This is a genomic window from Streptomyces spororaveus, from assembly GCF_016755875.1.
GTDB classification, from domain to species: Bacteria; Actinomycetota; Actinomycetes; order Streptomycetales; family Streptomycetaceae; genus Streptomyces; species Streptomyces spororaveus.
Map to the genome: position 1 here is coordinate 3619918 of NZ_BNED01000005.1, position 26502 is coordinate 3646419.

The window sequence follows — 26502 nt, forward strand, 5'->3', positions numbered from 1 at the left end:
GGGGGTCGCCGGGGTCACTGCGGGGTGACCACCTTGTAGTTCTTCGGCACCTGGGCGTCGGGGCGGCGCAGGTAGAGCGGCGTCGGAGGCAGGAACTCCAGGCCGGCCGCCAGCCGTTCCGCGGCCAGCGAGGCCAGCGCGGCGGCCGACTGGTGCTCGGGGTTCCGGGCGTCCGTGAACACCTCGGGGTACAGGAATGCGCCCTGGCCGACCGCGGGCAGGCCCGCGACCTGCTCGGCGATGTCGGCCGGGCGGTCCACGGCGGGCTCGCCGACGCGCGTGCGCGGGTCCTCGTACCGGGCCCAGTAGACCTCCTTGCGCCGCGCGTCGGTGGCGACGGTGAAGGGGCCCTCGACGCCGGCGGCCCCGGCGGCGTACGCCAGGCCGTCGAGCGTGCACAGGCCGTGCACGGGCACGCCCAGCACGGCGGCGAACGTGGAGGCGGTGACGAGGCCGACGCGCAGCCCGGTGTACGGGCCGGGGCCGACGCCGACGACGACACCGGTGACGGCTTCGAGCGTGACCCCGGCCTCGGCGAGGACCTTGTCCACGGAGGGCAGCAGGAGCTCCCCGTGGCGGCGGGCGTCGACCTGGTTCGACTCGGCGACGACGGACTCACCGTCGTGCAGGGCGACGGTGACGGCGGGCGTGGCGGTATCTACGGCGAGCAAGAGCACGCGAACAGCCTACGACTCCGGCGACGGCACCCCTCGCGGCCGGTCTCGGAGCAGGGTGACTGCTACCTTTCGACGGGGTACCGGACGTGGTATCGGTCGGCGCGGAGAGGTGGAGCAAGGTGGCACGCAGCAGCTCGGGAATCGTGGCCGGGCTCACCGCCGCGGCAGTGGCGGTCGTCGGCTTCCTCGGCTACCAGGCTTCCGCCACGGCGCCCGCGCGTCCCCCGAAGGCGGCGGTGCAGGAACCGGCCCCCGCCGCGAGTCCGGCCGCCAGGCAGGACCCCGCGAAGCCGGCGCCCGTGCCCGAGGGTTCCGGCACCGGGGTGCGCGTCGTGTACTCGGTGGGCCAGAAGCGGGTGTGGCTGGTGGGTGACCCCGCGCAGCCGCCGAAGACGTTCCCGGTGATGCCGAGCACGGTCCACCCGAAGCCGGGCAGCTACATGGTCGGTTCGCGCTCCGGTTCGGTCACGGGCTCGGACGGCGTGCCGATCGAGCACGTCGTGCGGTTCGCCACCGCGGAGGGTGTGGCGGTCGGTTTCAGCGCCCGCACGGACGGCGCGCTGCCGGAGCCGGACCCGAACAAGAAGACCGGCGGCATCCGCATGGCCCGCGCCGACGGCGACGCGATGTGGGCGTTCGCGACGATCGCCGCGAAGGTCGTCGTCGTTCCCTGACGGATCGCCCCCGCTTCACCCGACCGGGTGATGCCGCGGCAGGACGCCGCCCGGCCTGGGCCGTCTAGGCCGCTTCGGATTCCGGAGCGGCCTCTTCGCGTGCGGGGTCCGCGGGCCCGCCCGTGCCCGTGGCGTACTCCCGTGCGGGGGGCGTCGAGACGGCGGTGGCGGCCACGCCGGCGGCGAGGAGCGTCCACATGGAGACGGCGGACGGGCGGGTTTCGCGATGTGCTCCTGCTGGTGCCGACATGGCTGCCTCCTGGACCCGGGACACCGTACTTAGGCATACCTAAGAAACTCTCGGTACCATGTCACCACGAGGGCTGCCGACAGCGCAATATCTTGCCGACGAGTTGTCGGTACGTTTACTCCGAGAGGGCGCCCGCCAGGGCGTCCAGCCCGGCCCCTGCGCTCCAGCGCGCCCCGACACCGCGCACGAGGACCTCCCGAACGTCGTCCAGGACCTCCTCGTGCCCGACCGCGCGCGCGATCACCACGTGCAGCCGGTCGTCGGAGAGCTCCTCCACCTTGCCGTCGCCCCACTCCACGACGACCACGGACTCGGGCAGCGAGACGTCGAGGTCCAGGTCCTCCATCTCGTCCAGCCCGCCGCCCAGGCGGTACGCGTCCACGTGCACCAGCGCGGGTCCCCCGGTCAGCGAGGGGTGCACACGGGCGATCACGAAGGTCGGCGAGGTCACGGCCCCGCGCACGCCCAGCCCCTCGCCGAGGCCCCGGGTGAGCGTGGTCTTGCCCGCGCCCAGCTCGCCGGTCAGCAGGACGAGGTCGCCGGGGCGCAGCAGGGCGGCGATCCTGCGGCCCAATTCCTGCATCGCGTCCGGGGAGTCGATGGTGATCCGGGTCTCCGAGCCGGCCGCGGCCTCAGGTGCCGGCGCCTGGCTGCGCTGTGCTTCCAGCGGTACTTCTTCCATGCCCGCCAACGTTAGTCGCTGCGGGGGCGGCCACCGCCCCGGTGCGCGCCAGCAGCTCGGTGAGCAGCCGCGTCACGGTCTCCGGGCGTTCCAGCATCATCAGGTGCCCGGTGGACTCCAGGACCACGAGGTCGGCGCCGGGGAGCGCCTCCTTGATGGCGACGCTGTGCGCGGGCGGGGTGATCATGTCCCGGTCCCCGGCTATGACCGTGACCGGCAGGTCCGCGAACAGCTGGAGCGCGGAGGTCTTGTCGTGGGTCTGGAAGGCCGGGTAGAACTCGGCGACCACGTCGATGGGAGTGGCCTCGATCAGGCGCTCCGCGAACCGCGCGACGCCCGGATCCACGTCCCGGGAGCCGAACGAGTACATCTTGATCATTCCGGCGAAGAGGTCCGCGGTGGCCCGGCGGCCCTTCTCCACCAGCTCCACCTGGGAGCCGAGCGCCTTGAGCACGCCCGGCAGGAGTCGGCGTACGGCTCCCATGCCGGCGGCCGGCAGCCCGTACGTCACCTCGTCGAGGCGACCGCTGGAGGTTCCGACCAGGGCGACGCCGACGACGCGGTCGCGGACGATCTCGGGGTACTGCTCGGCGAATCCCATGATGGTCATTCCGCCCATCGAGTGACCCACCAGGATCAGCGGCCCCTCGGGGGCGGCCGCGTCGATGACGGCCTTCAGGTCCCGGCCCAGCTGGTCGATGCTCACCGGCTCGCCGTCCGCGTGGCCCAGGCCGCGGGCGCTGCGCCCGTGGCTGCGCTGGTCCCAGTAGACCGCGCGGACCACGCCGCGCAGGGCGGCCCGCTGGAAGTGCCAGGAGTCCTGGCCGAGGCAGTAGCCGTGGCAGAAGACGACGGTGGCCGGGGGCTCGGCCTTGCGCCGCAGGCGCCGGCGCTTGCCGTCCTCGGGGAGCTCGTCGACCTCGTAGTAGAGCTCGGTGGCGTCCTCGGCCCGGCAGATTCCCTCCGCGCCGCGCAGGGACCCGTAGTCCCCGGCCGCGTCGAGGGCGAGGCGCGCCTTCATCCGCATGCCGCGCCCGACGGTGATCCGTTCGACCGCGACACCGGCCGCCGCACCCGCGGCTATCACGCCGATGGCGGCGCCGGCCCAGCCGGCCTTGCGCCAGTTCTCGCTCACGCCGCCGCCCTCACTCCGCTCAGCCGCCCAGGTAGACCCGGGGCACACGTGCACCGATACGGGTGACGATCTCATACGCGATCGTGTGTGCCGCTCGTGCCCAGTCCTCGGCGGTAGGTTCACCGCGCTCCGCGTCCCCGAAGATGACGGCTTCGTCGCCTGCGCGGGCGTGGTCTCCCTCCAAGTCGACCACGAACTGGTCCATCGCGACGCGTCCGGCGACGTGGCGGATCTTGCCGCCGACGAGCACGGGGCCGAGGCCCGAGGCCTGCCGCGGGATGCCGTCGGCGTAGCCCGCCGGGACCAGCGCGAGGTTCGTCTCGGTGTCGGTGACGTAGTGGTGGCCGTAGCTCACCCCGTGCCCGGCGGGGACCGTCTTGACCAGGGCGAGGGAGGCCTTCAGGGTCATCGCGGGCCGCAGGCCCAGCTCGGCCGGGGTGCCGAGCTCGGGCGCGGGCGAGACGCCGTAGACGGCCAGCCCGCAGCGCACCAGGTCGAAGTGGGACTCGGGCAGGGTGAGGGTGGCCGGCGAGTTGGCGATGTGCCGGACCTCGGGCTCGACGCCCTCCTTCTCGGCGTACGCGAGCATGTCGCGGAAGGCGGCCAGCTGGAGCTGGATCGAGGGGTGACCGGGCTCGTCGGCGCAGGCGAAGTGCGACCAGAGGCCCGTGACCTGGACGGTCCCCTCGGCCTGGGCGGCGACGGCCGCGCCGACCAGCTCCTCCCAGTCGGCGGGCTGGCAGCCGTTGCGGCCGAGGCCGGTGTCGGCCTTGAGCTGGATGCGCGCGGTGCGGCCCGCCGCGCGGGCGGCCTCCCGCACCTCGTCGAGGGCCCACATTCCGCTGACGGAGACGTCGATGTCGGCCTCGACGGCCTCTCGCCAGGGCCCGCCCGGGGTCCACAGCCAGCACATGAGGCGCCCCCGGATCCCCGCGGCGCGGAGCGCGAGGGCCTCGTCGGGGGTGGCCGTGCCGAGCCAGGCGGCACCGGCCTGCTGGGCGGCCTCGGCGCACTCCAGGGCCCCGTGCCCGTAGGCATTCGCCTTGACCACGGCCATCAGCTCGGCCCGGGGCGCTCGCTCGCGCAGTGCGCGCACGTTCTCCCGTACGGCGTCAAGATCGATCTCGGCGTACACGCGCGTCGCTGTCTCGTTCATCGCCCCCAGTCTCTCAGAACCCCCGCCCGGCCTTGCGGGGGCTGGGCGAACCGGGGGCGCATGTCGTCCGGCGGCCGGCGCGCCGGGGTCGCCGGCGTCAGGGGTGGCGAGTGTCCCGCCAGGCGTCCGGGAGGGCCTCGGCCACCTGCTGGGCCAGGAGGGGGCCGCCGACGCGGCGGGCCGCCAGGCCGTGGAGGTACGCGCCGACCGCCCCCGCGTCCGCCCCGGACAGCCCGCCCGCCAGCAGGGAGCCCACCAGCCCGGACAGCACGTCCCCGCTGCCCGCGGTGGCCAGCCACGGGGTGCCCGTCGGGTTCACCCGGACGGCTCCGCCGCCGGAGGCGACCAGCGTCGTCGAGCCCTTCAGCAGCACCGCCGCCCCGTACCGCTGCGCCAGCCGCCGTACGGCGTCCAGCCGGCCCGCCTCCACCGACTCCCGCGACACCCCCAGCAGCGCCGCCGCCTCCCCCGCGTGCGGGGTCAGCAGGGTCGGGGCCGTCCGGGCCCGCAGCGCCGCCGCGTCCAGCCCCCGCAGCCCGTCCGCGTCGACCAGCACCGCCGTGTCCTGCGCCAGCAGCTCCGCGACCTCACCGGCGCGCCCCTCGCCCAGGCCCGGGCCGACCACCCATGCCTGCACCCGGCCGGGGCCGATCAGCGTCTCGGGGTAGCGGGCGAGCACCGCCTGCGCCGCCGGCCCGACGTACCGCACCGCGCCCGCGCCGCCCCGCAGCGCTCCCGCCACGGCCAGCACCGCCGCGCCCGGGTACTGCGCCGACCCGGCGACGATCCCGACCACACCCCGCCGGTACTTGTCGCTCGACGCCGTCGGCTCCGGCAGCAGCCCCGCCACATCGGCGTGCTGCAGGGCCTCCACCTCCGGCGACGGCAGTTCCAGCCCGATGTCGACGAGGTGCACCGCGCCCGTCCGTGAGGCCCCGGGGTCGATCAGCAGGCCGGGCTTGTACGCCCCGAAGGTCACCGTCACATCGGCCGTCACGGCCGGACCCGCCACCTCGCCGGTGTCCGCGTCCACCCCGCTCGGCAGGTCCACCGCGACCACGGGGACCCCCGGCGGGATCCGTTCCACCAGGGCCGCGGCCGCCGGGCGCAGTCCGCCCCGCCCGCCGATGCCGAGGAGCCCGTCCAGTACGAGGTCCGCGCGCGGGGGGACCGATCCGGCGAGCCGTCCCCCGGCGGCCCGCAGCGCGGCCAGCCCGCCCGGGTGCATCCGCCCGGGGTCCATCGGCACGGCCGTCACCCCGGCCCCGCGCCGGGCCAGCCGGGCGCCCGCGTACAGCGCGTCGCCGCCGTTGTCCCCGGGGCCGACGAGCAGCACCACCCGGGCCCCGTACACGCCGCCGCGGGCCCGGCGCAGCAGCCCGGCGCACGCGGCGGCCAGTCCGGCCGCCGCCCGCTGCATCAGGGCGCCCTCGGGCAGCCGGGCCATCAGCGCCCGCTCGGCGGCCCGTACGGTCTCCACGCTGTAAGCAGTACGCACGGACTGCCCCCTAACCTTCTGCGATCACCACGGCGGAGGCGACGCCCGCGTCGTGGCTGAGCGAGATGTGCCAGGACTTCACACCCAGCGCCCGAGCCCGCGCCTCGACCGTCCCGGACACCCGCAGCCGCGGCTGCCCGGTGGGCTCGACGTACACCTCGGCGTCGGTCCAGAGCATGCCGGCGGGCGCGCCCAGCGCCTTGGCGAGGGCCTCCTTGGCGGCGAACCGCGCGGCGAGCGAGGCGATCCCGCGCCGCTCGCCGCTCGGCAGTGTCAACTCGGCGTCGACGAACAGCCGTCCGGCCAGGTTCGGCGTGCGCTCCAGCGCCGCTCCGAACCGCTCGATCTCCGCTACGTCGATCCCGACGCCGATAATCACAACGACAACTCCACTGGCCGACTGCTACTCCACGGTCACCGACTTGGCGAGGTTACGCGGCTGGTCCACCTCGTTGCCGCGCGCCGTGGCCAGCTCGCACGCGAACACCTGCAGCGGCACCGTCGCCACCAGCGGCTGGAGGAGCGTCGGCGTCACCGGGATGCGGATCAGGTGGTCGGCGTACGGGACGACCGCCTCGTCGCCCTCCTCCGCGATCACGATGGTCCGCGCACCGCGCGCCCGGATCTCCTGGATGTTCGACACGATCTTGTCGTGGAGCACCGACCGGCCGCGCGGCGACGGGACGACCACCACCACCGGCAGGTCCTTCTCGATCAGCGCGATCGGCCCGTGCTTGAGCTCGCCCGCCGCGAAGCCCTCGGCGTGCATGTACGCCAGCTCCTTCAGCTTGAGCGCGCCCTCCAGCGCCACCGGGTAGCCGACGTGCCGTCCCAGGAACAGCACGGTGTCCTTGTCGGCGAGCGAGCGCGCGAGCTCCCGTACCGGCTCCATGGTCTCCAGTACGGTGTCCACCGCGGCGGCGATGTCCGACAGCTCCCGGATCACCGCCTCGATCTCGTCGCCCCACTTCGTCCCGCGGACCTGGCCGAGGTAGAGCGCGACCAGGTAGCAGGCCACCAGCTGCGTCAGGAAGGCCTTGGTCGAGGCGACCGCCACCTCGGGACCGGCGTGCGTGTAGAGGACCGCGTCCGATTCCCGCGGGATCGTCGACCCGTTGGTGTTGCAGATGGCCAGCACCCTGGCACCCTGCTCGCGCGCGTGCCGCAGCGCCATGAGGGTGTCCATGGTCTCGCCGGACTGCGAGATCGCGACCACCAGCGTCCGCTGGTCCAGGATCGGGTCCCGGTAGCGGAACTCGCTCGCCAGCTCGGTCTCGCAGGGGATGCGGGTCCAGTGCTCGATGGCCAGCTTCGCGATCATGCCCGCGTGGTACGCCGTACCGCACGCCACGATCACGACCTTGTCGACCTCCCTGAGCACGGAGACGGGGATGCGCACCTCGTCCAGGGTCAGCGAGCCGCTCGCGTCGATCCTGCCCAGGAGGGTGTCGGCGACGGCCTTCGGCTGCTCGGCGATCTCCTTGAGCATGAAGTAGTCGTACCCCCCCTTCTCGGCCGCCGAGGCGTCCCAGTCGACGTGGTACGCCCGCACGGTCGCGGGCGAACCGTCGAAGTCGGTCACCGTGACACCCGCGCGGCGGAGCTCGACGACCTGGTCCTGGCCCAGCTCGATCGCGGACCGCGTGTGGGCGATGAACGCGGCCACGTCCGAGGCGAGGAAGTTCTCGCCCTCTCCGACGCCCACCACCAGGGGCGAGTTCCGGCGCGCGCCGACCACCACGTCCGGTTCGTCGGCGTGCACGGCGACCAGGGTGAAGGCGCCTTCCAGCCGCCGGCACACCTGCCGCATGGCCTCCGCGAGATCGCCGGTCGCCGAGAACCGCTCCGCCAGCAGGTGTGCCACGACCTCGGTGTCCGTCTCGGACTCCAGCCGGTGTCCGCGCTCGGCCAGCTCGGCGCGGAGCGCGGCGAAGTTCTCGATGATGCCGTTGTGCACGACGGCCACGCGCCCCGAGTTGTCGAGGTGCGGGTGGGCGTTGGCGTCGGTGGGCCCGCCGTGGGTCGCCCACCGGGTGTGCCCGAGCCCCGTGGAACCGGCCGGCAGCGGATGCCCGACCAGCTCCTTCTCCAGATTGACGAGCTTCCCGGCCTTCTTGACGGCCGCCAGGCCGCCGTCCGCGAGCACGGCGACCCCGGCCGAGTCGTAGCCGCGGTACTCCAGCCGCTTGAGTCCGGCGATGACCACATCGAGCGCCGACTGCGCTCCCACGTAACCCACAATTCCGCACATAGGCCGCAGCGTACGCCGTAGTTGGCCGTCTGCCCCGTAGCCGAACAAGACGAAAAACCCGCCCCGGCGCATCGGCCGGAGCGGGTTGACGTGGTGTCGGGCAGGCGTCAGCCGAGCTTCTTCACCTGGGCGTCGACGAGGGCCTTCGGCTGCTCGGCGATGCCGGCCAGGCTCAGCGACGAGAAGGTCGCGACGGTGTTGCCCTTGCGCACGAGGACCAGCTGGGTCGTCAGCTTCTCGCCGTCGGCGTCGAGCTCGATGGTCAGGGGCAGGGCCTCGTCACCACCGGTGACGGCGGCACCGGGCGCAGCCTTGGTGATCTTGGTGGTCTCGCCGTCCTGGGTGGCCGAGTAGCCGCCGGAGCACTTCTCGCTCGCGGTCTTCACTGCGGCGAACGCCTCCTCGGCGCCCTTGCCCTCGTACGAGGCGAGGGTCACGGTCGTGGCCGTGGAGCCGAGGGCGCCCGTGATCGCCTTCGCCATGTCGTCCGGCGAGGTGCCCGCGGCGGGCTTCGGGGTGGCGATCGCCTTGGTGCGGGCCGTCCCGGAGGGGGTGCCGGCCGGGACGAACGCCTGCGCCTGGACCAGGACCTTGCACTCGGGCTTGTCGCTGGTGGCGGTGGCGCCGGCGGCGGCCTCGGCGGGCGTGGCCTCCTTGAAGGTGTGGTCCGCGAGGTCGGCCTGGGCCACGAGGAGCTTGGCCAGTTCCGCATCCGTCTTGCCCTTGGCGGCCGGGGCAGCCGAGGTCGCGGGGGCCGAGGCCTTGGTGTCCGTCTTGCCGTCGGCCTTGTCGGCCTTCTCGCCGCCGCAGGCGGTGGCCAGCAGGGCCAGGGACACCGCGGACGCGGTCAGGACGGTACGACGGACAAGAGCGGTACGCACGAGAAATCTCCCCCATGGAGTAAGGCGGCTGCAGCGCAGCCCGAACCGCGCCCCTCGAAGCGGGACGTGGGCACGACTGCGGTGATCAACAATGTACGGGGCAATCGATCACCCCGTGACTCCTTATGGGTTCCGCGGCCGATCGTGACCCGGACGAGACCCCAAGAATTTCCAATCGAAACCACCCTGCGTACAACCACACCCGTACCGGCCAGGCCCTGTCCGGCACCGGCCGCCCCCGCCGGGCAGCCGCCCCCGCCGGGCACGTGACCGACCACACCACCCACAACCGCCCCGGAGCCCCGACAATGGCGGTGTGATCACTTCGCCGCCACGAAGCAACACGCCGGACAACGCAACGGAGCGCACCGGCCGGGAGGGGCACCCCACACGCCCCGGACACCGCCGGGGCCCCGAGGCCTCGCCCTACGTCGACCTCACCCGCGCCGAGTGGAGCGCCCTGCGGGAGCGGACCCCGCTGCCGCTGACCGCCGACGAGGTGGAGCGGCTGCGCGGTCTCGGTGACGTCATCGACCTCGACGAGGTCCGCGACGTCTACCTGCCGCTGTCCCGGCTCCTCAACCTCTACGTGGGCGCCACCAGCAACCTCCGCGGCACCCTCAACACCTTCCTCGGCGACGCGGGCAACGGGCACGGCGCCCAGCAGGGCACCCCCTTCGTCATAGGCGTGGCCGGTTCGGTCGCCGTCGGCAAGTCCACCGTGGCCCGCCTGCTCCAGGCCCTGCTGGCCCGCTGGCCCGAGCACCCGCGCGTGGAGCTGGTGACCACCGACGGCTTCCTGTACCCGATGAAGGAGCTCCAGCGGCGTGGGCTGACCTCCCGCAAGGGGTTCCCGGAGTCCTACGACCGCCGCGCGCTCACCCGCTTCGTCGCCGACATCAAGGCCGGCAAGGACGAGGTGCGGGCCCCGGTCTACTCGCACCTGATCTACGACATCGTCCCTGGTGAGGAGCTCGTCGTCCGCCGCCCGGACATCCTCATCGTCGAGGGCCTCAACGTGCTCCAGCCGGCCCTCCCGGGCACGGACGGCCGTACCCGCGTCGCCCTCGCCGACTACTTCGACTTCAGCGTGTACGTGGACGCGCGTCCCGAGGACATCGAGCGCTGGTACCTCAACCGGTTCCGGAAGCTGCGCGCGACCGCGTTCCAGAACCCCTTCTCCTACTTCCGCAAGTACACCCAGGTCTCCGAGGAGGAGGCCATGGAGTACGCGCAGACGATGTGGCGGACGATCAACCGGCCCAACCTGCTGGAGAACGTGGCGCCCACCCGCGGCCGGGCCACGCTCGTCGTCCGCAAGGGACCCGACCACAAGGTGCAGAAGCTGAGCCTCCGCAAGCTCTAGCCGGCAGTCGCTAGGGTGCGGGCATGCTGCATCTGCGGATGATCACCCCGCACCACCTCACCGAGCAGCTGGTGGGGCTGATCGACGAGACGGTCGGCACCACCCATCTGGTCGTGCTGACCGGCGCCGCGCGCGACCCCGAGGGCGATGTCGTCCTGTGCGACGTCGCCCGCGAGGCGGCCGACGAACTCCTCCAGGCGATGCGCCGGCTCGGGGTCGACGAGAGCGGTTCGATCGCCGTGGAGAACATCGACCTGTCGATCTCCAGGCGCGCCGAGGAGGCCGAGGAGGAGGCGCCGGGCGAGGCCGCCGACGCGGTGGTCTGGGAGCAGCTCGCCGAGTCGACGCACGAGGAGTCCACCCTCACGATCACCTACGCCGCCTTCATGATCGTGGCGACGATGATCGCGGCGTGCGGGGTGGTCCTGGACAACGCGATCCTGATCGTGGGCGCCATGGCGGTCGGCCCGGAATTCGGCCCGCTCGCCGGTATCTGCACCGGCCTGGTGCAGCGCCGCCCCAGGCTCGCCGGCCGCTCGCTCTTCGCTCTGTTCGTCGGCTTCACGGCCGCGATCGTGGCGACGACCGTCTTCAGCCTGGGCATGACCGCGCTCGGCCTGTTCCACGAGGCGATGCTGGAGAACCCCCGGCCGAACACCAGCTTCATCTGGCAGCCCGACCCGTTCTCCTTCGTCGTCGCACTGCTCGCCGGTGTCGCCGGCATGCTGTCGCTGACCTCGGCGAAGGCCGGTGCGCTGGTCGGGGTGGCGATCTCCGTCACCACCGTGCCGGCGGGCGCGAACGCGGCGGTGGCCCTCAGCTACGGCGATTTCTCGCAGATGTGGGGCTCGGCGGTGCAGCTGGCGGTGAACCTGGGCGGCATCATCCTGTCCGGGACGCTGACGCTCGTCTGCTGGAAACTGCTGTGGCGCACCCAGGAGAGCCGGATGATCCGGAAACCGGGTGCGCCACGCGGGCCTGGCGGTGGTGCCTGGAAGGGCCCGGGCCGTTTCTAGCCGAGCGCGGACTTCACGACGTCCGCGAGGCGCCCGGCGACCGAGCGGGCCTGCTCGATGTCGGCGGCCTCCACCATCACCCGTACCAGCGGCTCCGTACCGGAGGAGCGCAGCAGCACCCGACCGGTGGTGCCCAGCTCGCGCTCGGCGTCGGCGACGGCCGCGGCCAGCTCGGCGGAGGTGGTGACGCGGGACTTGTCCACGTCGGGAACGTTGATCAGCACCTGCGGCAGCCGCTGCATGACGCCCGCCAGCTCGGCGAGGGACTTGCCGGTGGCCGCGACGCGCGCCGCGAGCAGCAGGCCGGTGAGCGTGCCGTCGCCGGTCGTCGCGTGGTCGAGGATGATCACGTGGCCGGACTGCTCGCCGCCGAGCGCGTAGCCGTGCTCCTTCATCGACTCCAGCACGTAGCGGTCGCCGACCCCGGTCTGCACGACCTGGATGCCCTCGGCCTCCATGGCCAGCTTGAAGCCCAGGTTGGACATCACGGTGCCGACCACGGTGTTCTCGCGCAGCTGGCCGGCCTCGCGCATGGCCAGGGCCAGCACGGCGAGGATCTGGTCGCCGTCGATCTCCTCGCCGGAGCCGTCCACGGCCAGGCAGCGGTCGGCGTCGCCGTCGTGCGCGATGCCGAAGTCGGCGCCGTGCTCGACCACGGCCGCCTTGAGCAGGCCGAGGTGGGTGGAGCCGCAGCCGTCGTTGATGTTGAGGCCGTTGGGCTCGGCGCCGATCGTGACGATCTCCGCGCCGGCCCGGGTGAAGGCCTCGGGCGAGACGTACGCGGCCGCGCCGTGGGCCTCGTCCAGGACGACCTTCAGGCCGTCGAGGCGGTTCGGGAGGACCCCGATGAGGTGGGCGACGTACCGGTCGAAGCCCTCGGTGTAGTCGGAGACGCGGCCGACGCCGGAGCCGGTGGGCCGGTCCCAGGGGGCGCCGGTGCGGTGCTGCTCGTAGGTCGACTCGATGCGGTCCTCCAGCTCGTCGGCGAGCTTGTGGCCGCCGCGCGCGAAGAACTTGATGCCGTTGTCGGGCATGGCGTTGTGGCTGGCGGAGAGCATCACGCCGAGGTCGGCGCCCAGCGCACCGGTGAGATACGCCACCGCCGGGGTGGGCAGCACACCGACGCGCAGGACGTCCACGCCCGCGCTCGCGAGGCCCGCCACGACAGCGGCCTCCAGGAATTCACCCGAGGCGCGGGGGTCCCGGCCGACCACCGCGGTCGCCCGATGGCCTTCGAAGGTGCCTGCCTCGGCCAGTACGTGGGCAGCTGCCACGGAGAGGCCGAGCGCGAGCTCCGCCGTCAGATCCGCGTTGGCAACGCCGCGTACACCGTCCGTCCCGAAGAGTCGTCCCACTGTTGTCCTCCCGAGTTTCCGCTTCGCGTATGACCGCTTGTGACAGATATTTGCCGCTTGTGGCGGTAAACGAACCGCCCCGACAGCACGGAGAGTGCTGCCGGGGCGGTTTCGTTGCAGAACAGCAGGCGCAGATTAACGCTTGCTGTACTGCGGAGCCTTACGGGCCTTCTTGAGACCGGCCTTCTTGCGCTCGACCGCACGGTCGTCGCGGGAAAGGAAGCCGGCCTTCTTCAGCGCCGGGCGGTTGTTGTCCACGTCCGCCTCGTTCAGCGCACGGGCCACGCCGAGGCGCAGGGCGCCGGCCTGGCCGGACACGCCGCCACCCGAGATGCGGGCGATGACGTCGTAGCGGCCGTCAAGCTCCAGGAGCTTGAAGGGCTCGTTGACTTCCTGCTGGTGCACCTTGTTGGGGAAGTAGTCCTCAAGGGTGCGACCGTTGATCTTCCACTTGCCGGTGCCCGGAACGATCCGGACGCGGGCGATGGCGTTCTTGCGACGGCCCAGGCCGGCGGCCGGCTGGGGGTCGCCGAAGCGGCCGGCAAGGGACTCGGAGGTGTAGTCGCCCTCGACGACGACCTCAGACTCGCTGGTGTACTCCTCGACGTTGCCCTCGAACTCGTCGACGGGGGTCGTCTCGGCGGTGGTCTCGGCCACGATGCTCCTCAGAATTTTCTACGTCTTAGGGGGTGGCCGGAACTACTGCGCGACCTGGGTGATCTCGAACGGCACCGGCTGCTGGGCAGCGTGGGGGTGCTGGTCGCCCGAGTAGACCTTCAGCTTCGAGAGCATCTGACGGCCCAGGGTGTTCTTGGGGAGCATGCCCTTGATGGCCTTCTCGACGGCCTTCTCCGGGTTGTTCGCCAGGAGGTCGTCGTAGCGCACGGAGCGGAGACCGCCCGGGTAGCCGGAGTGGCGGTACGCCATCTTCTGCGACGCCTTGTTGCCGGACAGGTGAACCTTGTCGGCGTTGACGATGATGACGAAGTCGCCCATGTCCATGTGGGGGGCGTAAGTCGGCTTGTGCTTGCCGCGCAGGAGGGCTGCGGCCTGGGTCGCCAGACGGCCGAGGACAACGTCCTGGGCGTCGATGACGAGCCACTGGCGCGAGATGTCGCCGGGCTTGGGGCTGAACGTACGCACGCGTATGCCTTCGCTTCTTCGGTGGTGGTATCCCAAGGGCGCAAGCCCCAACGGGAAGGTCCTGACAGGGTCACCACGGACGATCACGACAGCCCTCATTCACAGCGGGGACGCAACCCGTGTGAACTGCTGGTCATCGGTCCGGTGGACCGGCGCAAGGCCCTTTCACGTGAGAATGAGAAAGCCAATACGCATAACAAACCAGCAGGATACCCAAGCAGACCCGTACGGGTCAAAACGCGGTCCGCGATGCCGATTCTGCTGGCGTCGCGGCGCACTCCGGTTCGGTCCTGGATGGGGACCCCGCAGTTGTTACGGGCTCCAGAGTAACCCGACCGGAGCGCAGACAGCGACGCGCCAGCAGACCGGCGAGCACGCACAGGGTGAAACAGTCCTTGAACGCGCGCCGCTTCGCCTCCAGCTCGGACGGCCACGGAACACCCGCCAGCTGAGGCCCCAACGCCGCCCAGAACCAGGGCGAACGGGCCGCCGAGTCCGGCCGCACGAGCGAGGCCAGCAGCAGCGGCAGCACCACCAGCAGGTAGTGGTCGAAGGACGGCCGGGACACCAGGAATGCGGCGAGCATCACCATGCAGGCCGTCTCCACCAGGCGCAGCTCACCCCCGTCGGCGTCCTCCCGCCGCCACCGCACCCAGGCCGCCCACAGGCCCGCCCCGGCCCCCGCGAAGGCCACCAGCACCGCCAGCGGCGCCGGCACGCCCAGCCGCGGCAGCACGGCGATCGGCGAGGCGTCCCACGGGAGCGCGTACGCGTCCTGCCCCTGGAGCAGGAAGGGCAGGGTCTTGGTGAAGAACAGCGACGGGTTCGGCATCACCAGCGCACCGGCCAGCGAGAACCCCAGCGGCACCAGCACGGCCGCGGCCAGCCCCCTCCACCGCCGGGCGACCAGGAAGAGCAGCCCGAGGGGCACCAGCATCGGCTTGCACGCAATCGCGAGCCCCACCACCAGCCCGGCCGACCCCCACCTGTGCCGCTGCGCGAGCAGCAGCGCCACCGGCAGCGCGGCCGCCGAGATGGCGGTCCAGTTGCCGATCAGCACGAGGTTCACGTACGGCTTGAAGGCCAGGGCGAACACCGCGAAACCGCCGACCGCGAAGCGCGAGCGCAGCGGCACCGCGAACATCCGCAGCGAGGCCAGCCAGCCGACACCCAGCAGCCCCGACATCCCGAGCGGCAGCAGCCACCGCAGCACCTCGCGCGGCAGCAGCGCCTCCGGAACCGCCATGATCACGGCACTGGGCAGGTAGAGGAAGCGCTTGTCCTCGTACGGGGAGCCGCCCGCCAGCAGTGTCTCGGCGGCCTTGACCACGAACGCGTTGTCGGAGCCCCAGTTCGCCCGCAGGCTCGTCGAGACGGCGATCCCGAGGAGTACCGCGAGGGAGAGGACCTGCCAGGACCGGGCGGCGGGCTGCAGCAGCCAGTCGATGAGCCTGTTGCCGGAGGTCCCGCCCCCGGCTCCCCCGTGCCCGGAGCCCCCGTCCCCGGCCCCCCGGATCCCGACGCTCTGGTTCTCCCACTTCATCAGCCAGATGCTAGGCCGCAGCCCCACGACGCCTGCCCCTCACTCCACCGAGGGGGTGACGGTCGCCCCCTAGCGCTTGCGTTCGACTCTACGTTCGTCCCAGACGGGCTCCTGAGTCTCCCGCACAACACCGTCCGAACCGAAGACCAGGTAACGGTCAAATGTGCGCGCGAACCACCGGTCGTGCGTGACGCACAGCACAGTGCCGTCGTACGCCTCCAGCCCGTCCTGCAGGGCCTCCGCCGATTCCAGGTCCAGGTTGTCCGTCGGCTCGTCCAGCAGCAGCGCCGTGGTGCCCGCCAGCTCCAGGAGCAGGATCTGGAAACGCGCCTGCTGCCCGCCCGAGAGCTTCTCGAACGGCTGCTCGCCCTGGCGCTCCAGCTCGTACCGCCGCAGGGCCCCCATCGCCTGGCCCAGGGGCTTGGCCGCCTCCGTCCACAGGATGTCGACGAGGGTCCGCCCGAAGAGCTCCGGGTGGGCGTGGGTCTGCGCGAAGTGGCCGGGAACCACCCGTGCGCCCAGCTTCCACGTACCCGTGTGCTTGACGTCCTCGCCCGCCATCAGGCGCAGGAAGTGCGACTTGCCCGAGCCGTTCGAGCCGAGGACCGCGACCCGCTCCCCGTAGAAGACCTCCAGGGAGAAGGGCTTCATCAGGCCGGTCAGCTCCAGGTTCTCGACGGTCAGGGCGCGCACGCCGGTCCGCCCGCCCTTGAGCCGCATCTTGATGTCCTGCTCGCGCGGCGGCTCCGGCGGCGGGCCGGCCTCCTCGAACTTCTGGAAGCGGGTCTGCATCGCCCGGTACCGCGAGGCCATGTCCGGGCTGCTCGCGGCCTGGTTGCGCAGCCGCAGCACCAGCGCCTTCAGCCGCGCGTGCTCCTCGTCCCAGCGCCGCTTGAGCTCCTCGAAGCGCGCGAAGCGCTCCTTGCGGGCGTCGTGGTACGTGGCGAAGCCCGCGCCGTGCACCCAGACGTCGGAGCCCGTCGGGCTCGCCTCCAGGCTGATGATCTTCTCGGCGGCCTGGGTCAGCAGCTCCCGGTCGTGCGAGACGAAGAGCACCGTCTTGCGGGTGGCCTTCAGCTGCTCCTCCAGCCAGCGCTTGCCCGGGACGTCCAGGTAGTTGTCCGGCTCGTCGAGCAGCAGCACCTCGTCCGGCCCGCGCAGCAGCGCCTCCAGCACGAGCCGCTTCTGCTCACCGCCCGAGAGCGTGCGCACCTCGCGGAACTGCGCCGAGTCGTACGGGATCGCCAGCGCGGCCATGGTGCAGACGTCCCAGAGCGTCTCCGCCTCGTACCCCTGGACGTCCGCCCAGTCGCTCAGCGCCTGCGCGTAGGCCATCTGGGCGGCCTCGTCGTCCACCGTCAGGATCAGCTGCTCGGCGCGGTCCACCGCCTTCGCGGCCTCCCGGATGCGCGGCTGGGCCACCGAGACCAGGAGGTCCCGTACGGTCGTCTCGTCCCGCACCGAGCCCACGAACTGCGACATCACGCCGAGGCCGCCGGAGACGGTGATCCCGCCGCCGTGCGGCTGGAGCTCGCCGGAGATCATCTTCAGCAGGGTGGTCTTGCCGGCCCCGTTCGCCCCGACGAGCGCGACGACCGACCCCTCCCCCACGCGGAAGGAGACGTCAGGGAGCAGGACCCGCCCGTCGGGAAGGTAGTACTCCAGGTGGCTGGCTTCGAGATGTCCCATGCCGGGCATTGTCCAGGTCCGGCGCCGATCCGCCCAAACGGATTAGCCGGACGCCCGTGGACGCACCGCGGGGGCGTCAGCAGCAGCCGGCGCCCGGCAGGGTCCGCACGTTGCGCGCTTCCCTGCTGCGGGCGGCCAGCAGCTCGTCCGCCGGGTAGCCGACCTCCTCCAGGGTCAGGCCGTGCGGCTTGACCACGTGCACCGAGGAGTCCCGTACGGCGGCCGCCAGCACCTTGCCGGGCCAGTCGGTCGGCCGGTGGCCGTCGCCCACGTGCAGCAGCGCTCCCACCAGCGAGCGGACCATGTTGTGGCAGAAGGCGTCGGCCCGGACGGTCGCGGTGACGATCCCGTCCTCGGCACGCTCCCAGCTCAGCTGCTGGAGCGTGCGGATGGTCGTGGCGCCCTCGCGCTTCTTGCAGTACGCCGCGAAATCGTGCTCGCCGAGCAGCGGGGCCGCGGCCTCGTTCATGGCGTCCACGTCGAGCGGCCACTGGTGCCACAGCACGTGCCCGCGGCGCAGCGGGTCGACACCGCCCTGGTGGTCGCCGACGCGGTAGGCGTAGCGGCGCCAGATGGCCGAGAAACGCGCGTTGAAGCCCTGGGGGGCCTCGGCGGCCTTCCACACCCGTACGTCGTGCGGCAGCCGGCCCGCGAGGCGGCGCAGCAGCTTGTCGTGGTGCTCGGCCCACACCTCCTCGGCGAGGTCGAACTGGGCGACCTGACCGCGGGCGTGCACCCCCGCGTCGGTCCGCCCGGCCACGGTCAGCTCGACCGGGTCCGGCAGCCGCATCACGGTCTGCAGGGCCGACTCCAGCTCACCCTGGACCGTCCGCAGCACGCGCTGCTTCGCCCAGCCGGAGAAGTCCTTGCCGTCGTAGCTCAGGTCCAGCCGCACCCGGACGTGCCCGGGCTCCACCTCGTCACTCACGTGACCGATCCTCTCAGAATCACCCATATGCAGAACGGGCCCGCCCCGGAAGGGGGCGGGCCCGTTCAGAGCCGTTCAAGCAAGCGTGATCCCGGGGGATCAGGCCTCCTTGGTCTCCTCGGCGGGGGTCTCGACAGCCTCCGCCTCCTTGACCGCGCGCTTGGTGGCGGCCTCGGCCTCACCGGTGGCCTGCTGGGCGACCGTAAGGGCCTCGACCAGCTCGATCACGGCCATCGGGGCGTTGTCGCCACGACGGTTGCCGATCTTGGTGATGCGCGTGTAACCACCGGGGCGGTTCTCGTAGCGCGGGGCGATCTCGGTGAACAGCGTGTGCACGATGCTCTTGTCCGTGATCGTCTGCAGCACCAGGCGACGGTTGTGGATGTCGCCCTTCTTGGCCTTGGTGACCAGACGCTCGGCGTAGGGACGCAGGCGGCGGGCCTTGGCCTCGGTGGTGGTGATGCGGCCGTGCTCGAAGAGCGCCTTCGCGAGGTTCGCGAGGAGGTGCTTCTCGTGCGCGGCGCTGCCGCCCAGACGGGCACCCTTTGCGGGACGCGGCATGGTGTTACTCCTTCATATCTGCACCGGCCGTGTCAGGTACCGGTGTCAGTTCCCCCGAGGCGGATGCCGCGGGAAAGTCTTGGTTCCAGGCCCGGCCGGCGACCACGGTCCGAGGACCTCGGCCGCCGGCGGCGGGATGGATCAGTACTGCTCGGTCTCGACGAAACCGGCGTCCGCGTCGTCGTCGGCGCCGAAGGCGTCGGCGGCGGCGGTCGGGTCGAATCCGGGCGGGCTGTCCTTGAGGGCCAGGCCCATGCCGGCCAGCTTCGCCTTGACCTCGTCGATCGACTTCGCACCGAAGTTGCGGATGTCGAGCAGGTCGGCCTCGGAGCGGGCGACGAGCTCACCCACGGAGTGGATGCCCTCGCGCTTGAGGCAGTTGTACGAGCGGACCGTGAGCTCGAGCTCCTCGATCGGCAGCGCCAGGTCGGCGGCCAGGGCGGCGTCCGTCGGGGACGGGCCCATGTCGATGCCCTCGGCGTCGATGTTGAGCTCGCGCGCCAGACCGAACAGCTCGACCAGGGTCTTGCCGGCGGACGCCATGGCGTCACGCGGGCGCATGGCCTGCTTGGTCTCGACGTCGACGATCAGCTTGTCGAAGTCGGTGCGCTGCTCGACTCGGGTCGCCTCGACCTTGTAGGTGACCTTGAGGACCGGGCTGTAGATGGAGTCGACCGGGATACGGCCGATCTCCTGGCCCAGCTGCTTGTTCTGGACGGCGGAGACGTAGCCGCGACCGCGCTCGACGGTCAGCTCCATCTCCAGCTTGCCCTTGCCGTTGAGCGTGGCGAGGACCAGGTCCGGGTTGTGCACCTCGACACCGGCCGGGGGCGCGATGTCAGCAGCGGTGACCAGGCCGGGACCCTGCTTGCGCAGGTACATCACGACCGGCTCGTCGTGCTCCGAGGAGACGACCAGCTGCTTGATGTTGAGGATGATGTCGGTGACGTCTTCCTTGACGCCCGGCACGGTGGTGAACTCGTGCAGGACGCCGTCCACGCGGATGCTGGTGACAGCGGCACCCGGGATGGAGGACAGGAGGGTACGGCGCAGGGAGTTGCCGAGGGTGTAGCCGAAGCCCGGCTCCAGCGGCTCGATCACGAACCGCGAGCGGTACTCGTCGACGACCTCTTCGGTCAGCGAAGGACGCTGAGCGATAAGCATGTCTGTGTTCCTTCATTCGTGGACGCCCACTATTTGACGCCCGACGGGATGCCGTACCGGGGGTACGGCTACTGCAAGGGTACGGGCGGTACGTCCCCCGAAGGGGTCGTACCGCCCGGACACTCAAGAACGCACAGGTGCGTCCGCTGCGTCAGACGCGGCGGCGCTTCGGCGGGCGGCAGCCGTTGTGCGGGGTGGGGGTGACGTCCTGGATCGAGCCGACCTCGAGGCCGGTGGCCTGGAGGGAGCGGATCGCGGTCTCGCGGCCGGAGCCCGGACCCTTCACGAAGACGTCAACCTTGCGCATGCCGTGCTCCTGCGCGCGACGGGCGGCCGACTCGGCGGCCATCTGCGCGGCGAAGGGGGTGGACTTGCGCGAGCCCTTGAAGCCGACGTGGCCGGCGGAGGCCCAGGAGATCACGTTGCCCGAGGGGTCGGTGATCGAAACGATGGTGTTGTTGAACGTGCTCTTGATGTGGGCGTGCCCGTGAGCGACGTTCTTCTTTTCCTTGCGGCGCACCTTCTTGGCAGCGCCCTGACGACCCTTGGGGGGCATCTAAATCTCCTACGGGAGGTGGTCGGTCCTACAGCGCAAGACCGCTGAACAGGACTACTTCTTGCCCGGCTTCTTCTTACCGGCGATCGCGCGACGCGGGCCCTTGCGGGTACGCGCGTTGGTGCTGGTGCGCTGACCGTGCACCGGGAGGCCGCGACGGTGGCGGATACCCTGGTAGCACTGGATCTCGATCTTGCGGCGGATGTCGCCCTGGATCTCGCGGCGGAGGTCACCCTCGGTACGGAGGTTGGCGTCCACGTACTCGCGGATCTTGACGAGGTCCTCTTCGGCCAGGTCACGAACGCGGGTGTTCGGGTTCACGCCGGTGGAGGCGAGGATCTCCTTGGACCGGGTGCGCCCGATACCGAAGACGTAGGTGAGTGCGATCTCCACGCGCTTTTCGCGCGGGATGTCAACACCGGAAACGCGTGCCATTCAATGGCTCCTGTGTGTTCGGGGGTCTTCAGCAGAACCGACCCCGACCGCCGACCACCCCGAAGTGGGTGATGGTACGCCCGGGTCCCCGGCCCCCGCCGGAGGTACCGCCGGCCCCGTACAGGGCTGGGCGGGTTCTGCGTATGTACGTTTTCTTACGTCGCGCGAAGAACTGCGGAAGGCAGGTCGGTCGGCGTGCGTCAGCCCTGGCGCTGCTTGTGGCGCAGGTTGTCGCAGATGACCATGACCCGGCCGTGACGGCGGATCACCTTGCACTTGTCGCAGATCTTCTTGACGCTCGGCTTGACCTTCATGTTGGTGAGGTTCTCCGGGTCAGTGCCACCACCCGCACCGGGACGGATGCCCAGGCAGGAGTGAGAGCAAGATCTACTTGTATCGGTAGACGATCCGGCCACGCGTCAGGTCGTACGGAGACAGCTCCACAACGACCCGGTCATCCGGGAGGATGCGGATGTAGTGCATACGCATCTTGCCGCTGATGTGCGCGAGGACCTTGTGACCGTTCTGGAGTTCCACCTTGAACATCGCGTTCGGGAGGGACTCGATCACGGTGCCCTCGATTTCGATGGCACCTTGCTTCTTGGCCACGCTTCGCCTTTCGAATCGGCTACCTTGATCGGCTCAGTGCGCCATGCAGGCATGGAAGTGCACGAGAGCCGACGAGTCAGTCTACGTCAGGGCACCCAGAAAGACGAATCCGGAAAGTTTGCCCCAGAGTCTAGATCATTAACCGAGGGGGTCCGGAGCCGTGGTGACTCCGTACTCCGCCAGCTTCGCCTTACCGCAGTCCGGGCTGGTCAGGACGATCGGACCGGCCTCCGTCAGCGCGATGGAGTGCTCCCAGTGCGAGGACCAGGTGCCGTCGGTGGTGATGACCGTCCAGTCGTCCGAAAGGACCTCCGTCTGGGCGGTGCCCAGGGAGACCATCGGCTCGATCGCCAGGCAGACGCCCGGGACCAGCTTGATCCCCTTGCCCCGCTTGCGCGAGACGTAGTTCAGCAGGTGGGGGTCCATGTGCATCTCGGTCCCGATGCCGTGGCCGCCGTAGTCCTCGATGATCCCGAACTTGCCGAGGCTGTGCTCACCGGTGGAGGGGCGGGGCTGGCGCTTGATGTACGTCTCGATCGCCTTGGAGATGTCCACGAGGCGGTTGCCGAGCTTCATGGCGGCGATGCCGGCCCACATGGACTCCTCGGTCACCCGGGACAGCTCCACGAGCTCAGGAGCGTGCCCTGTGCCCACGAAGGCGGTGTACGCGGCGTCGCCGTGCCAGCCGTCCACGATCGCGCCCGCGTCGATCGAGATGATGTCGCCGTCCTTGAGGACCGTCTTGTCGTCCGGGATGCCGTGGACGACGACCTCGTTCACCGAGGTGCAGATGGTCGCGGGGAAGCCGCCGTAGCCCAGGAAGTTCGACTTGGCCCCGGCGTCGGCGATGACCTTGCGGGCCACCATGTCCAGATCCCGCGTCGTGGCACCCGGTACGGCCGCCTCACGGGTCGCAGCGTGGATCGCCGCGACGACCAGCCCTGCCTCGCGCATCTTCGCGATCTGCTCGGGGGTCTTGATCTGGACCATGGGAAATGCCTTCCACCTTCGGATCTGCGTGATCTGCGTGATCTGCGTTGTTCAGGTCTTCTCAACAGTACGGCCGCGATGTCCTGGGGACACCGCGGCCGTACCTGCGCACAGAGGGTTACTACTTCTTGAGGGCGTCCATCGCGCGCTTCGTGACGTCCGCGACCTCACCGAGGGCCGGGATGGTCACCAGCAGGCCCTGGGCCTTGTAGTAGTCGATGATCGGCTCGGTCTGCGTGTGGTAGACCTCCAGCCGGTTGCGGACCGTGGCCTCGGAGTCGTCGCCCCGCTGGTACAGCTCGCCACCGCAGGTGTCGCAGACACCCTCGGCCTTCGGCGGGGCGTACGTGACGTGGAAGACGTGCGAGGAGTCGTTGCGGCAGATCCGCCGACCGGCGATCCGCTTCACGACCTCGTCCTCCTCGACCTCCAGGTCGAGGACGGCGTCGAGCTTCATGCCCTCCGCCTGGAGCATCACGTCGAGCGCCTCGGCCTGCGAGACGTTGCGGGGGAAGCCGTCGAGCAGGAAGCCGTTCACGGCGTCCGGCTGCTCCATACGGTCCTTGGCCATGCCGATGGTCACCTCGTCGGGCACCAGGTCGCCGGCGTCCATGTACGCCTTCGCCTGCTTGCCGAGCTCGGTGCCCTGGCTGATGTTGGCCCGGAACAGATCACCCGTGGAGATGTGCGGAATCGACAGGTTCTTGGCAAGGAACGCAGCCTGCGTTCCCTTGCCCGCACCGGGCGGTCCAACGAGGACGATTCGCATCAGCGGAGGAACCCTTCGTAATTACGCTGCTGGAGCTGGCTCTCGATCTGCTTCACGGTTTCCAGACCCACACCCACGATGATCAGGATGCTCGTCCCGCCGAACGGGAAGTTCTGGTTCGCTCCGAAGCCGGCCAACGCCATCGTCGGCACAAGAGCGATGAGACCCAGGTACAGCGACCCCGGCCAGGTGATCCGGTTGAGTACGTAGCTGAGGTACTCGGCGGTGGGCCGACCGGCGCGGATGCCCGGGATGAACCCACCATACTTCTTCATGTTGTCTGCAACTTCCTCGGGGTTGAACGAGATCGCCACGTAGAAGAACGCGAAGAAGACGATCAGGAGGAAGTACGCGGCGATGTAGTACGGGTGGTCGCCCTTGACGAAGTGCTTCTGGATCCAGGTGGCCCAGCCGGCCTGGGATCCGCTGAACTGCACGACCAGCGCCGGGATGTAGAGCAGCGACGAGGCGAAGATGACGGGGATGATGCCCGCCTGGTTCACCTTGAGCGGGATGTAGGTCGACGTACCGCCGTACGCACGGCGGCCGATCATGCGCTTCGCGTACTGGACCGGGATCCGGCGCTGCGCCTGCTCGACGAAGACCACCAGGCCCACCATCGCGAGGCCCACGAGCATCACGACACCGAACTCGACCCAGCCGTCCGCGATCTTGCCCTGGAGCTTGATCTGCCAGAGGGCTCCGATGAAGCCGGCGGCGATCGAGATGAACATGAGGATCGACATGCCGTTGCCGATGCCGCGGTCGGTGATCAGCTCACCGAGCCACATGACGACGCAGGTACCGGCGGTCATGGTGATCACCATGACGACCGTGGTGAAGATCGAACGGTCGGGGACGATATCGCGGGCGGCCGAGCAGCCCTGGAACAGGGCGCCCGTGCGGGCCGTGGCGACGAGGCCCGTGCCCTGCAGGATCGCCAGCGCGACCGTCAGATAGCGCGTGTACTGAGTGATCTTCGCCGTACCGGACTGGCCCTCTTTCTTGAGGGTCTCCAGCTTCGGGATGACCACGGTCAGCAGCTGCAGAATGATGCTCGCCGTGATGTAGGGCATGATGCCGAGCGCGAAGATCGTGATCTGCAGCAGCGCACCGCCGCTGAACATGTTGACCAGGCCGAACAGCCCATTGCTGCTGCCTGCCTGCTCCACACAGATCTGAACGTTCTTGTAGCTCACGCCGGGTACCGGAATGTGGGACCCGAGCCGGAACAGCACGATGATGCCGAGCGTGAAGAGCAGCTTCTTGCGCAGGTCGGGCGTCTTGAACGCCCGGGCGAACGCGGTGAGCACGGTGCCTCCTGCGACCCCCGCGCTACTGCGTCAGAGGTGACGGTCTGAGGGATCGACGAATACGACAAAGCAAAGGTGCACGCCACCTTACCGGCGAGTGTGCCTTCCGTGGAACGACCGACCGGGGATGCCCCATATGTGAGGCATCCCCGGTCGGGTTTCGAGCTATTCAGCCACTGAAATCGTCTTAGACGAGCTCGGTGACGGTGCCGCCGGCAGCGGCAATCTTCTCCTTGGCGGAGGCGGAGACGGCGTCAACCGAAACCTGCAGCGCCACGGAGATCTCGCCCTGGCCCAGGACCTTGACGAGGCTGTTCTTGCGAACCGCGCCCTTGGCGACCAGGTCGGCCACCGTGACTTCTCCACCCTCGGGGTAGAGAGCGCCGAGCTTGTCCAGGTTCACGACCTGGAACTCGGTGCGGAACGGGTTCTTGAAGCCCTTGAGCTTCGGCAGGCGCATGTGGAGGGGCATCTGCCCACCCTCGAAGCGCTGCGGGATCTGGTAACGGGCCTTCTGGCCCTTCGTACCACGACCGGCCGTCTTACCCTTCGACGCCTCACCACGACCGACACGGGTCTTCGCGGTCTTGGCGCCGGGGGCGGGACGGAGGTTGTGGGCCTTCAGCGGGCTGTTCTCAGCCATGATTAGTCAACCTCCTCAACCGTCACGAGGTGGCGGACGGTGTGAACCATTCCGCGGAACTCGGGGCGGTCCTCCTTGACGACGACGTCGTTCAGGCGCTTGAGCCCGAGCGAACGCAGCGTGTCGCGGTGGTTCTGCTTGCTGCCGATGTACGACTTCGTCTGCGTGATCTTGAGGCGAGCCATTACGCACCCGCCCCAGCACGTGCACGAAGCAGAGCCGCGGGGGCGACGTCCTCGAGGGGCAGACCACGGCGAGCCGCGATCTCCTCGGGACGCTGCAGGCCCTGGAGGGCCGCCACGGTCGCGTGCACGATGTTGATCGCGTTGTCGGAGCCCAGGGACTTCGACAGGATGTCGTGAACGCCGGCGCACTCCAGAACGGCGCGCACCGGGCCACCGGCGATAACACCGGTACCGGGGGAAGCAGGCTTCAGCAGAACGACGCCCGCAGCCTTCTCGCCCTGGATCGGGTGAGGGATGGTGCCCTGGATGCGCGGAACCTTGAAGAAGTTCTTCTTGGCTTCCTCGACACCCTTGGCGATGGCCGCGGGAACTTCCTTGGCCTTGCCGTAACCGACACCTACAGTGCCGTCACCGTCGCCCACCACGACCAGCGCGGTGAAGCTGAAGCGGCGACCACCCTTGACAACCTTGGCGACGCGGTTGATCGCGACAACGCGCTCAACGTAAGCGGTCTTCTCGGCGGCAGGGCCACCGTCGCGACCCTTCCGGTCCCGCCGCTCGCCGCCACCGGCACCGCTTCCGCGGCGCTGGGGTCCAGCCATTGGATTACCTCTCTCTGTTACGTCCGTGAGTCCCGGAACCGGGGCTTAGAACTTCAGCCCGGCTTCGCGGGCGGCGTCAGCCAGAGCGGCAATGCGCCCGGCGTATCGGTTGCCACCGCGGTCGAACACGACGGTCTCGACACCCGCAGCCTTGGCACGCTCGGCGACGAGCGCGCCGACAGCCTGGGCCTGCGAGCTCTTGTCGCCTTCGCCACCGCGGATCGAAGCGTCCAGGGTCGACGCCGACGCCAGGGTGTGGCCCTGGAGGTCGTCGATGACCTGAGCAACGATGTTGCGGTTCGAACGCGTCACGACGAGGCGCGGACGCTCCGCCGTACCCGAGACGTTCTTGCGGATGCGGATGTGGCGGCGAGCCTTGGCAGCGCGCTTGTACGCGTCGCCCTTGGCGATCTTCACACCGTATGCCATGG

The 26502-nt window shown here is 70.3% G+C and carries 31 protein-coding genes; 3 read left to right on the forward strand and 28 right to left on the reverse strand.

Features of this window, described 5'->3' with window-relative positions:
* Positions 1 to 14 precede the first annotated feature (14 nt).
* Positions 15 to 677, reverse strand: a complete 663-nt coding sequence (gene tsaB / locus Sspor_RS18435; RefSeq protein WP_202200134.1) for a tRNA (adenosine(37)-N6)-threonylcarbamoyltransferase complex dimerization subunit type 1 TsaB — start codon at positions 675 to 677, stop codon at positions 15 to 17.
* A gap of 119 nt (positions 678 to 796) precedes the next feature.
* Here tsaB and Sspor_RS18440 point away from each other — a divergent pair, with 119 nt between their 5' ends.
* The gene (locus Sspor_RS18440; protein WP_202200135.1) at positions 797 to 1351 is read left to right on the forward strand and encodes a hypothetical protein; all 555 of its coding nucleotides are present in this window, start codon (positions 797 to 799) and stop codon (positions 1349 to 1351) included.
* A gap of 64 nt (positions 1352 to 1415) precedes the next feature.
* On the opposite strand, the gene Sspor_RS18445 is transcribed toward Sspor_RS18440, so the two are convergent.
* The 8 genes from Sspor_RS18445 to Sspor_RS18480 all read right to left on the reverse strand — a co-directional run bounded on the left by Sspor_RS18445 (position 1416) and on the right by Sspor_RS18480 (position 9204).
* Positions 1416 to 1601 carry a hypothetical protein gene (locus Sspor_RS18445; RefSeq protein WP_202200136.1) on the reverse strand — a complete coding sequence of 62 codons (186 nt, stop codon included), beginning with the start codon at positions 1599 to 1601 and terminating at the stop codon, positions 1416 to 1418.
* Between the two features lie 115 nt (positions 1602 to 1716).
* A complete protein-coding gene (gene tsaE, locus Sspor_RS18450; RefSeq protein WP_266817151.1) occupies positions 1717 to 2283 on the reverse strand; it encodes a tRNA (adenosine(37)-N6)-threonylcarbamoyltransferase complex ATPase subunit type 1 TsaE in 567 nt (188 codons plus the stop codon).
* Entirely contained in the window at positions 2234 to 3493 is a 1260-nt protein-coding gene (locus Sspor_RS18455; RefSeq protein ID WP_202200137.1) for an alpha/beta fold hydrolase, read from the reverse strand. The genes tsaE and Sspor_RS18455 overlap by 50 nt, the downstream gene beginning before the upstream one ends.
* The gene (gene alr / locus Sspor_RS18460; RefSeq protein ID WP_202200138.1) at positions 3438 to 4574 is read right to left on the reverse strand and encodes an alanine racemase; all 1137 of its coding nucleotides are present in this window, start codon (positions 4572 to 4574) and stop codon (positions 3438 to 3440) included. Before alr ends, Sspor_RS18455 begins: the two co-directional genes overlap by 56 nt.
* A 97-nt stretch (positions 4575 to 4671) precedes the next feature.
* The gene (locus Sspor_RS18465; protein WP_202200139.1) at positions 4672 to 6072 is read right to left on the reverse strand and encodes an NAD(P)H-hydrate dehydratase; all 1401 of its coding nucleotides are present in this window, start codon (positions 6070 to 6072) and stop codon (positions 4672 to 4674) included.
* Positions 6073 to 6082: 10 nt separating this feature from the next.
* A complete protein-coding gene (locus Sspor_RS18470; protein ID WP_202200140.1) occupies positions 6083 to 6451 on the reverse strand; it encodes a holo-ACP synthase in 369 nt (122 codons plus the stop codon).
* 24 nt (positions 6452 to 6475) lie between these two features.
* Positions 6476 to 8323 carry a glutamine--fructose-6-phosphate transaminase (isomerizing) gene (gene glmS / locus Sspor_RS18475; RefSeq protein WP_202200141.1) on the reverse strand — a complete coding sequence of 616 codons (1848 nt, stop codon included), beginning with the start codon at positions 8321 to 8323 and terminating at the stop codon, positions 6476 to 6478.
* A gap of 107 nt (positions 8324 to 8430) precedes the next feature.
* Positions 8431 to 9204, reverse strand: a complete 774-nt coding sequence (locus tag Sspor_RS18480; protein ID WP_202200142.1) for a hypothetical protein — start codon at positions 9202 to 9204, stop codon at positions 8431 to 8433.
* Between the two features lie 316 nt (positions 9205 to 9520).
* Between Sspor_RS18480 and coaA the strand changes: the two genes are divergently transcribed.
* The gene (gene coaA, locus Sspor_RS18485) at positions 9521 to 10570 is read left to right on the forward strand and encodes a type I pantothenate kinase (RefSeq protein ID WP_202200143.1); all 1050 of its coding nucleotides are present in this window, start codon (positions 9521 to 9523) and stop codon (positions 10568 to 10570) included.
* 23 nt (positions 10571 to 10593) lie between these two features.
* Positions 10594 to 11586 carry a DUF389 domain-containing protein gene (locus tag Sspor_RS18490; RefSeq protein ID WP_202200144.1) on the forward strand — a complete coding sequence of 331 codons (993 nt, stop codon included), beginning with the start codon at positions 10594 to 10596 and terminating at the stop codon, positions 11584 to 11586.
* Here Sspor_RS18490 and glmM read toward each other — a convergent pair.
* The 19 genes from glmM to rplR all read right to left on the reverse strand — a co-directional run bounded on the left by glmM (position 11583) and on the right by rplR (position 26500).
* Positions 11583 to 12941 carry a phosphoglucosamine mutase gene (glmM, locus tag Sspor_RS18495; RefSeq protein WP_202200145.1) on the reverse strand — a complete coding sequence of 453 codons (1359 nt, stop codon included), beginning with the start codon at positions 12939 to 12941 and terminating at the stop codon, positions 11583 to 11585. The two genes, Sspor_RS18490 and glmM, sit on opposite strands and share 4 nt — an antisense overlap.
* Positions 12942 to 13076: 135 nt before the next feature.
* Positions 13077 to 13598 (reverse strand): 30S ribosomal protein S9, encoded by a 522-nt coding sequence (gene rpsI, locus Sspor_RS18500; RefSeq protein ID WP_150258789.1) that lies wholly within the window; start codon positions 13596 to 13598, stop codon positions 13077 to 13079.
* Positions 13599 to 13640: 42 nt separating this feature from the next.
* Positions 13641 to 14084, reverse strand: coding sequence for a 50S ribosomal protein L13 (gene rplM, locus Sspor_RS18505; RefSeq protein ID WP_008739660.1), 444 nt, complete (start codon positions 14082 to 14084; stop codon positions 13641 to 13643).
* A gap of 232 nt (positions 14085 to 14316) precedes the next feature.
* Entirely contained in the window at positions 14317 to 15627 is a 1311-nt protein-coding gene (locus tag Sspor_RS18510) for a glycosyltransferase family 87 protein (RefSeq protein ID WP_202200146.1), read from the reverse strand.
* 69 nt (positions 15628 to 15696) lie between these two features.
* Complete coding sequence (locus Sspor_RS18515) at positions 15697 to 17325, reverse strand: ABC-F family ATP-binding cassette domain-containing protein (RefSeq protein WP_202200147.1); 1629 nt, start codon at positions 17323 to 17325, stop codon at positions 15697 to 15699.
* A gap of 67 nt (positions 17326 to 17392) precedes the next feature.
* Complete coding sequence (truA, locus tag Sspor_RS18520) at positions 17393 to 18244, reverse strand: tRNA pseudouridine(38-40) synthase TruA (protein WP_202200148.1); 852 nt, start codon at positions 18242 to 18244, stop codon at positions 17393 to 17395.
* Positions 18245 to 18343: 99 nt separating this feature from the next.
* A complete protein-coding gene (gene rplQ / locus Sspor_RS18525) occupies positions 18344 to 18805 on the reverse strand; it encodes a 50S ribosomal protein L17 (RefSeq protein WP_030154710.1) in 462 nt (153 codons plus the stop codon).
* A 141-nt stretch (positions 18806 to 18946) separates the two neighbouring features.
* A complete protein-coding gene (locus tag Sspor_RS18530) occupies positions 18947 to 19969 on the reverse strand; it encodes a DNA-directed RNA polymerase subunit alpha (RefSeq protein ID WP_007265920.1) in 1023 nt (340 codons plus the stop codon).
* Positions 19970 to 20120: 151 nt separating this feature from the next.
* A complete protein-coding gene (rpsK, locus tag Sspor_RS18535; protein WP_003956432.1) occupies positions 20121 to 20525 on the reverse strand; it encodes a 30S ribosomal protein S11 in 405 nt (134 codons plus the stop codon).
* Between the two features lie 54 nt (positions 20526 to 20579).
* Complete coding sequence (gene rpsM / locus Sspor_RS18540; protein ID WP_007265919.1) at positions 20580 to 20960, reverse strand: 30S ribosomal protein S13; 381 nt, start codon at positions 20958 to 20960, stop codon at positions 20580 to 20582.
* Between the two features lie 200 nt (positions 20961 to 21160).
* Complete coding sequence (rpmJ, locus tag Sspor_RS18545; protein WP_003956441.1) at positions 21161 to 21274, reverse strand: 50S ribosomal protein L36; 114 nt, start codon at positions 21272 to 21274, stop codon at positions 21161 to 21163.
* 73 nt (positions 21275 to 21347) lie between these two features.
* Complete coding sequence (gene infA / locus Sspor_RS18550) at positions 21348 to 21569, reverse strand: translation initiation factor IF-1 (RefSeq protein ID WP_003956442.1); 222 nt, start codon at positions 21567 to 21569, stop codon at positions 21348 to 21350.
* Between the two features lie 138 nt (positions 21570 to 21707).
* Positions 21708 to 22559 carry a type I methionyl aminopeptidase gene (gene map, locus Sspor_RS18555; protein ID WP_202200149.1) on the reverse strand — a complete coding sequence of 284 codons (852 nt, stop codon included), beginning with the start codon at positions 22557 to 22559 and terminating at the stop codon, positions 21708 to 21710.
* 121 nt (positions 22560 to 22680) lie between these two features.
* Positions 22681 to 23328 (reverse strand): adenylate kinase, encoded by a 648-nt coding sequence (locus Sspor_RS18560; protein WP_202200150.1) that lies wholly within the window; start codon positions 23326 to 23328, stop codon positions 22681 to 22683.
* Entirely contained in the window at positions 23328 to 24641 is a 1314-nt protein-coding gene (secY, locus tag Sspor_RS18565) for a preprotein translocase subunit SecY (RefSeq protein WP_202200151.1), read from the reverse strand. Before secY ends, Sspor_RS18560 begins: the two co-directional genes overlap by 1 nt.
* 187 nt (positions 24642 to 24828) lie before the next feature.
* The gene (rplO, locus tag Sspor_RS18570; RefSeq protein WP_030008473.1) at positions 24829 to 25284 is read right to left on the reverse strand and encodes a 50S ribosomal protein L15; all 456 of its coding nucleotides are present in this window, start codon (positions 25282 to 25284) and stop codon (positions 24829 to 24831) included.
* Positions 25285 to 25286: 2 nt separating this feature from the next.
* Positions 25287 to 25469: a 50S ribosomal protein L30 gene (rpmD, locus tag Sspor_RS18575; protein WP_005313525.1), complete on the reverse strand. Its 183-nt coding sequence runs from the start codon at positions 25467 to 25469 to the stop codon at positions 25287 to 25289.
* The gene (gene rpsE, locus Sspor_RS18580) at positions 25469 to 26071 is read right to left on the reverse strand and encodes a 30S ribosomal protein S5 (RefSeq protein WP_030388857.1); all 603 of its coding nucleotides are present in this window, start codon (positions 26069 to 26071) and stop codon (positions 25469 to 25471) included. The genes rpmD and rpsE overlap by 1 nt, the downstream gene beginning before the upstream one ends.
* Positions 26072 to 26116: 45 nt before the next feature.
* Positions 26117 to 26500: a 50S ribosomal protein L18 gene (gene rplR, locus Sspor_RS18585; protein ID WP_030008471.1), complete on the reverse strand. Its 384-nt coding sequence runs from the start codon at positions 26498 to 26500 to the stop codon at positions 26117 to 26119.
* Positions 26501 to 26502 lie beyond the last annotated feature (2 nt).

What these genes read in the sequence shown, in the direction of transcription:
- Sspor_RS18445 (WP_202200136.1), bottom strand. Translation starts at nt 1,601, where the DNA reads ATGTCGGCACCAGCAGGAGCACATCGCGAAACCCGCCCGTCCGCCGTC.
- tsaE (WP_266817151.1), bottom strand. Translation starts at nt 2,283, where the DNA reads ATGGAAGAAGTACCGCTGGAAGCACAGCGCAGCCAGGCGCCGGCACCT.
- Sspor_RS18455 (WP_202200137.1), bottom strand. Translation starts at nt 3,493, where the DNA reads ATGAGATCGTCACCCGTATCGGTGCACGTGTGCCCCGGGTCTACCTGG.
- alr (WP_202200138.1), bottom strand. Translation starts at nt 4,574, where the DNA reads ATGAACGAGACAGCGACGCGCGTGTACGCCGAGATCGATCTTGACGCC.
- glmS (WP_202200141.1), bottom strand. Translation starts at nt 8,323, where the DNA reads ATGTGCGGAATTGTGGGTTACGTGGGAGCGCAGTCGGCGCTCGATGTG.
- Sspor_RS18490 (WP_202200144.1), top strand. Translation starts at nt 10,594, where the DNA reads ATGCTGCATCTGCGGATGATCACCCCGCACCACCTCACCGAGCAGCTG.
- Sspor_RS18510 (WP_202200146.1), bottom strand. Translation starts at nt 15,627, where the DNA reads ATGAAGTGGGAGAACCAGAGCGTCGGGATCCGGGGGGCCGGGGACGGG.
- Sspor_RS18515 (WP_202200147.1), bottom strand. Translation starts at nt 17,325, where the DNA reads ATGCCCGGCATGGGACATCTCGAAGCCAGCCACCTGGAGTACTACCTT.
- rplQ (WP_030154710.1), bottom strand. Translation starts at nt 18,805, where the DNA reads ATGCCGCGTCCCGCAAAGGGTGCCCGTCTGGGCGGCAGCGCCGCGCAC.
- Sspor_RS18530 (WP_007265920.1), bottom strand. Translation starts at nt 19,969, where the DNA reads ATGCTTATCGCTCAGCGTCCTTCGCTGACCGAAGAGGTCGTCGACGAG.
- rpsK (WP_003956432.1), bottom strand. Translation starts at nt 20,525, where the DNA reads ATGCCCCCCAAGGGTCGTCAGGGCGCTGCCAAGAAGGTGCGCCGCAAG.
- rpsM (WP_007265919.1), bottom strand. Translation starts at nt 20,960, where the DNA reads ATGGCACGCGTTTCCGGTGTTGACATCCCGCGCGAAAAGCGCGTGGAG.
- rpmJ (WP_003956441.1), bottom strand. Translation starts at nt 21,274, where the DNA reads ATGAAGGTCAAGCCGAGCGTCAAGAAGATCTGCGACAAGTGCAAGGTG.
- map (WP_202200149.1), bottom strand. Translation starts at nt 22,559, where the DNA reads ATGGTCCAGATCAAGACCCCCGAGCAGATCGCGAAGATGCGCGAGGCA.
- Sspor_RS18560 (WP_202200150.1), bottom strand. Translation starts at nt 23,328, where the DNA reads ATGCGAATCGTCCTCGTTGGACCGCCCGGTGCGGGCAAGGGAACGCAG.
- rplO (WP_030008473.1), bottom strand. Translation starts at nt 25,284, where the DNA reads ATGGCTGAGAACAGCCCGCTGAAGGCCCACAACCTCCGTCCCGCCCCC.
- rpmD (WP_005313525.1), bottom strand. Translation starts at nt 25,469, where the DNA reads ATGGCTCGCCTCAAGATCACGCAGACGAAGTCGTACATCGGCAGCAAG.
- rpsE (WP_030388857.1), bottom strand. Translation starts at nt 26,071, where the DNA reads ATGGCTGGACCCCAGCGCCGCGGAAGCGGTGCCGGTGGCGGCGAGCGG.
- rplR (WP_030008471.1), bottom strand. Translation starts at nt 26,500, where the DNA reads ATGGCATACGGTGTGAAGATCGCCAAGGGCGACGCGTACAAGCGCGCT.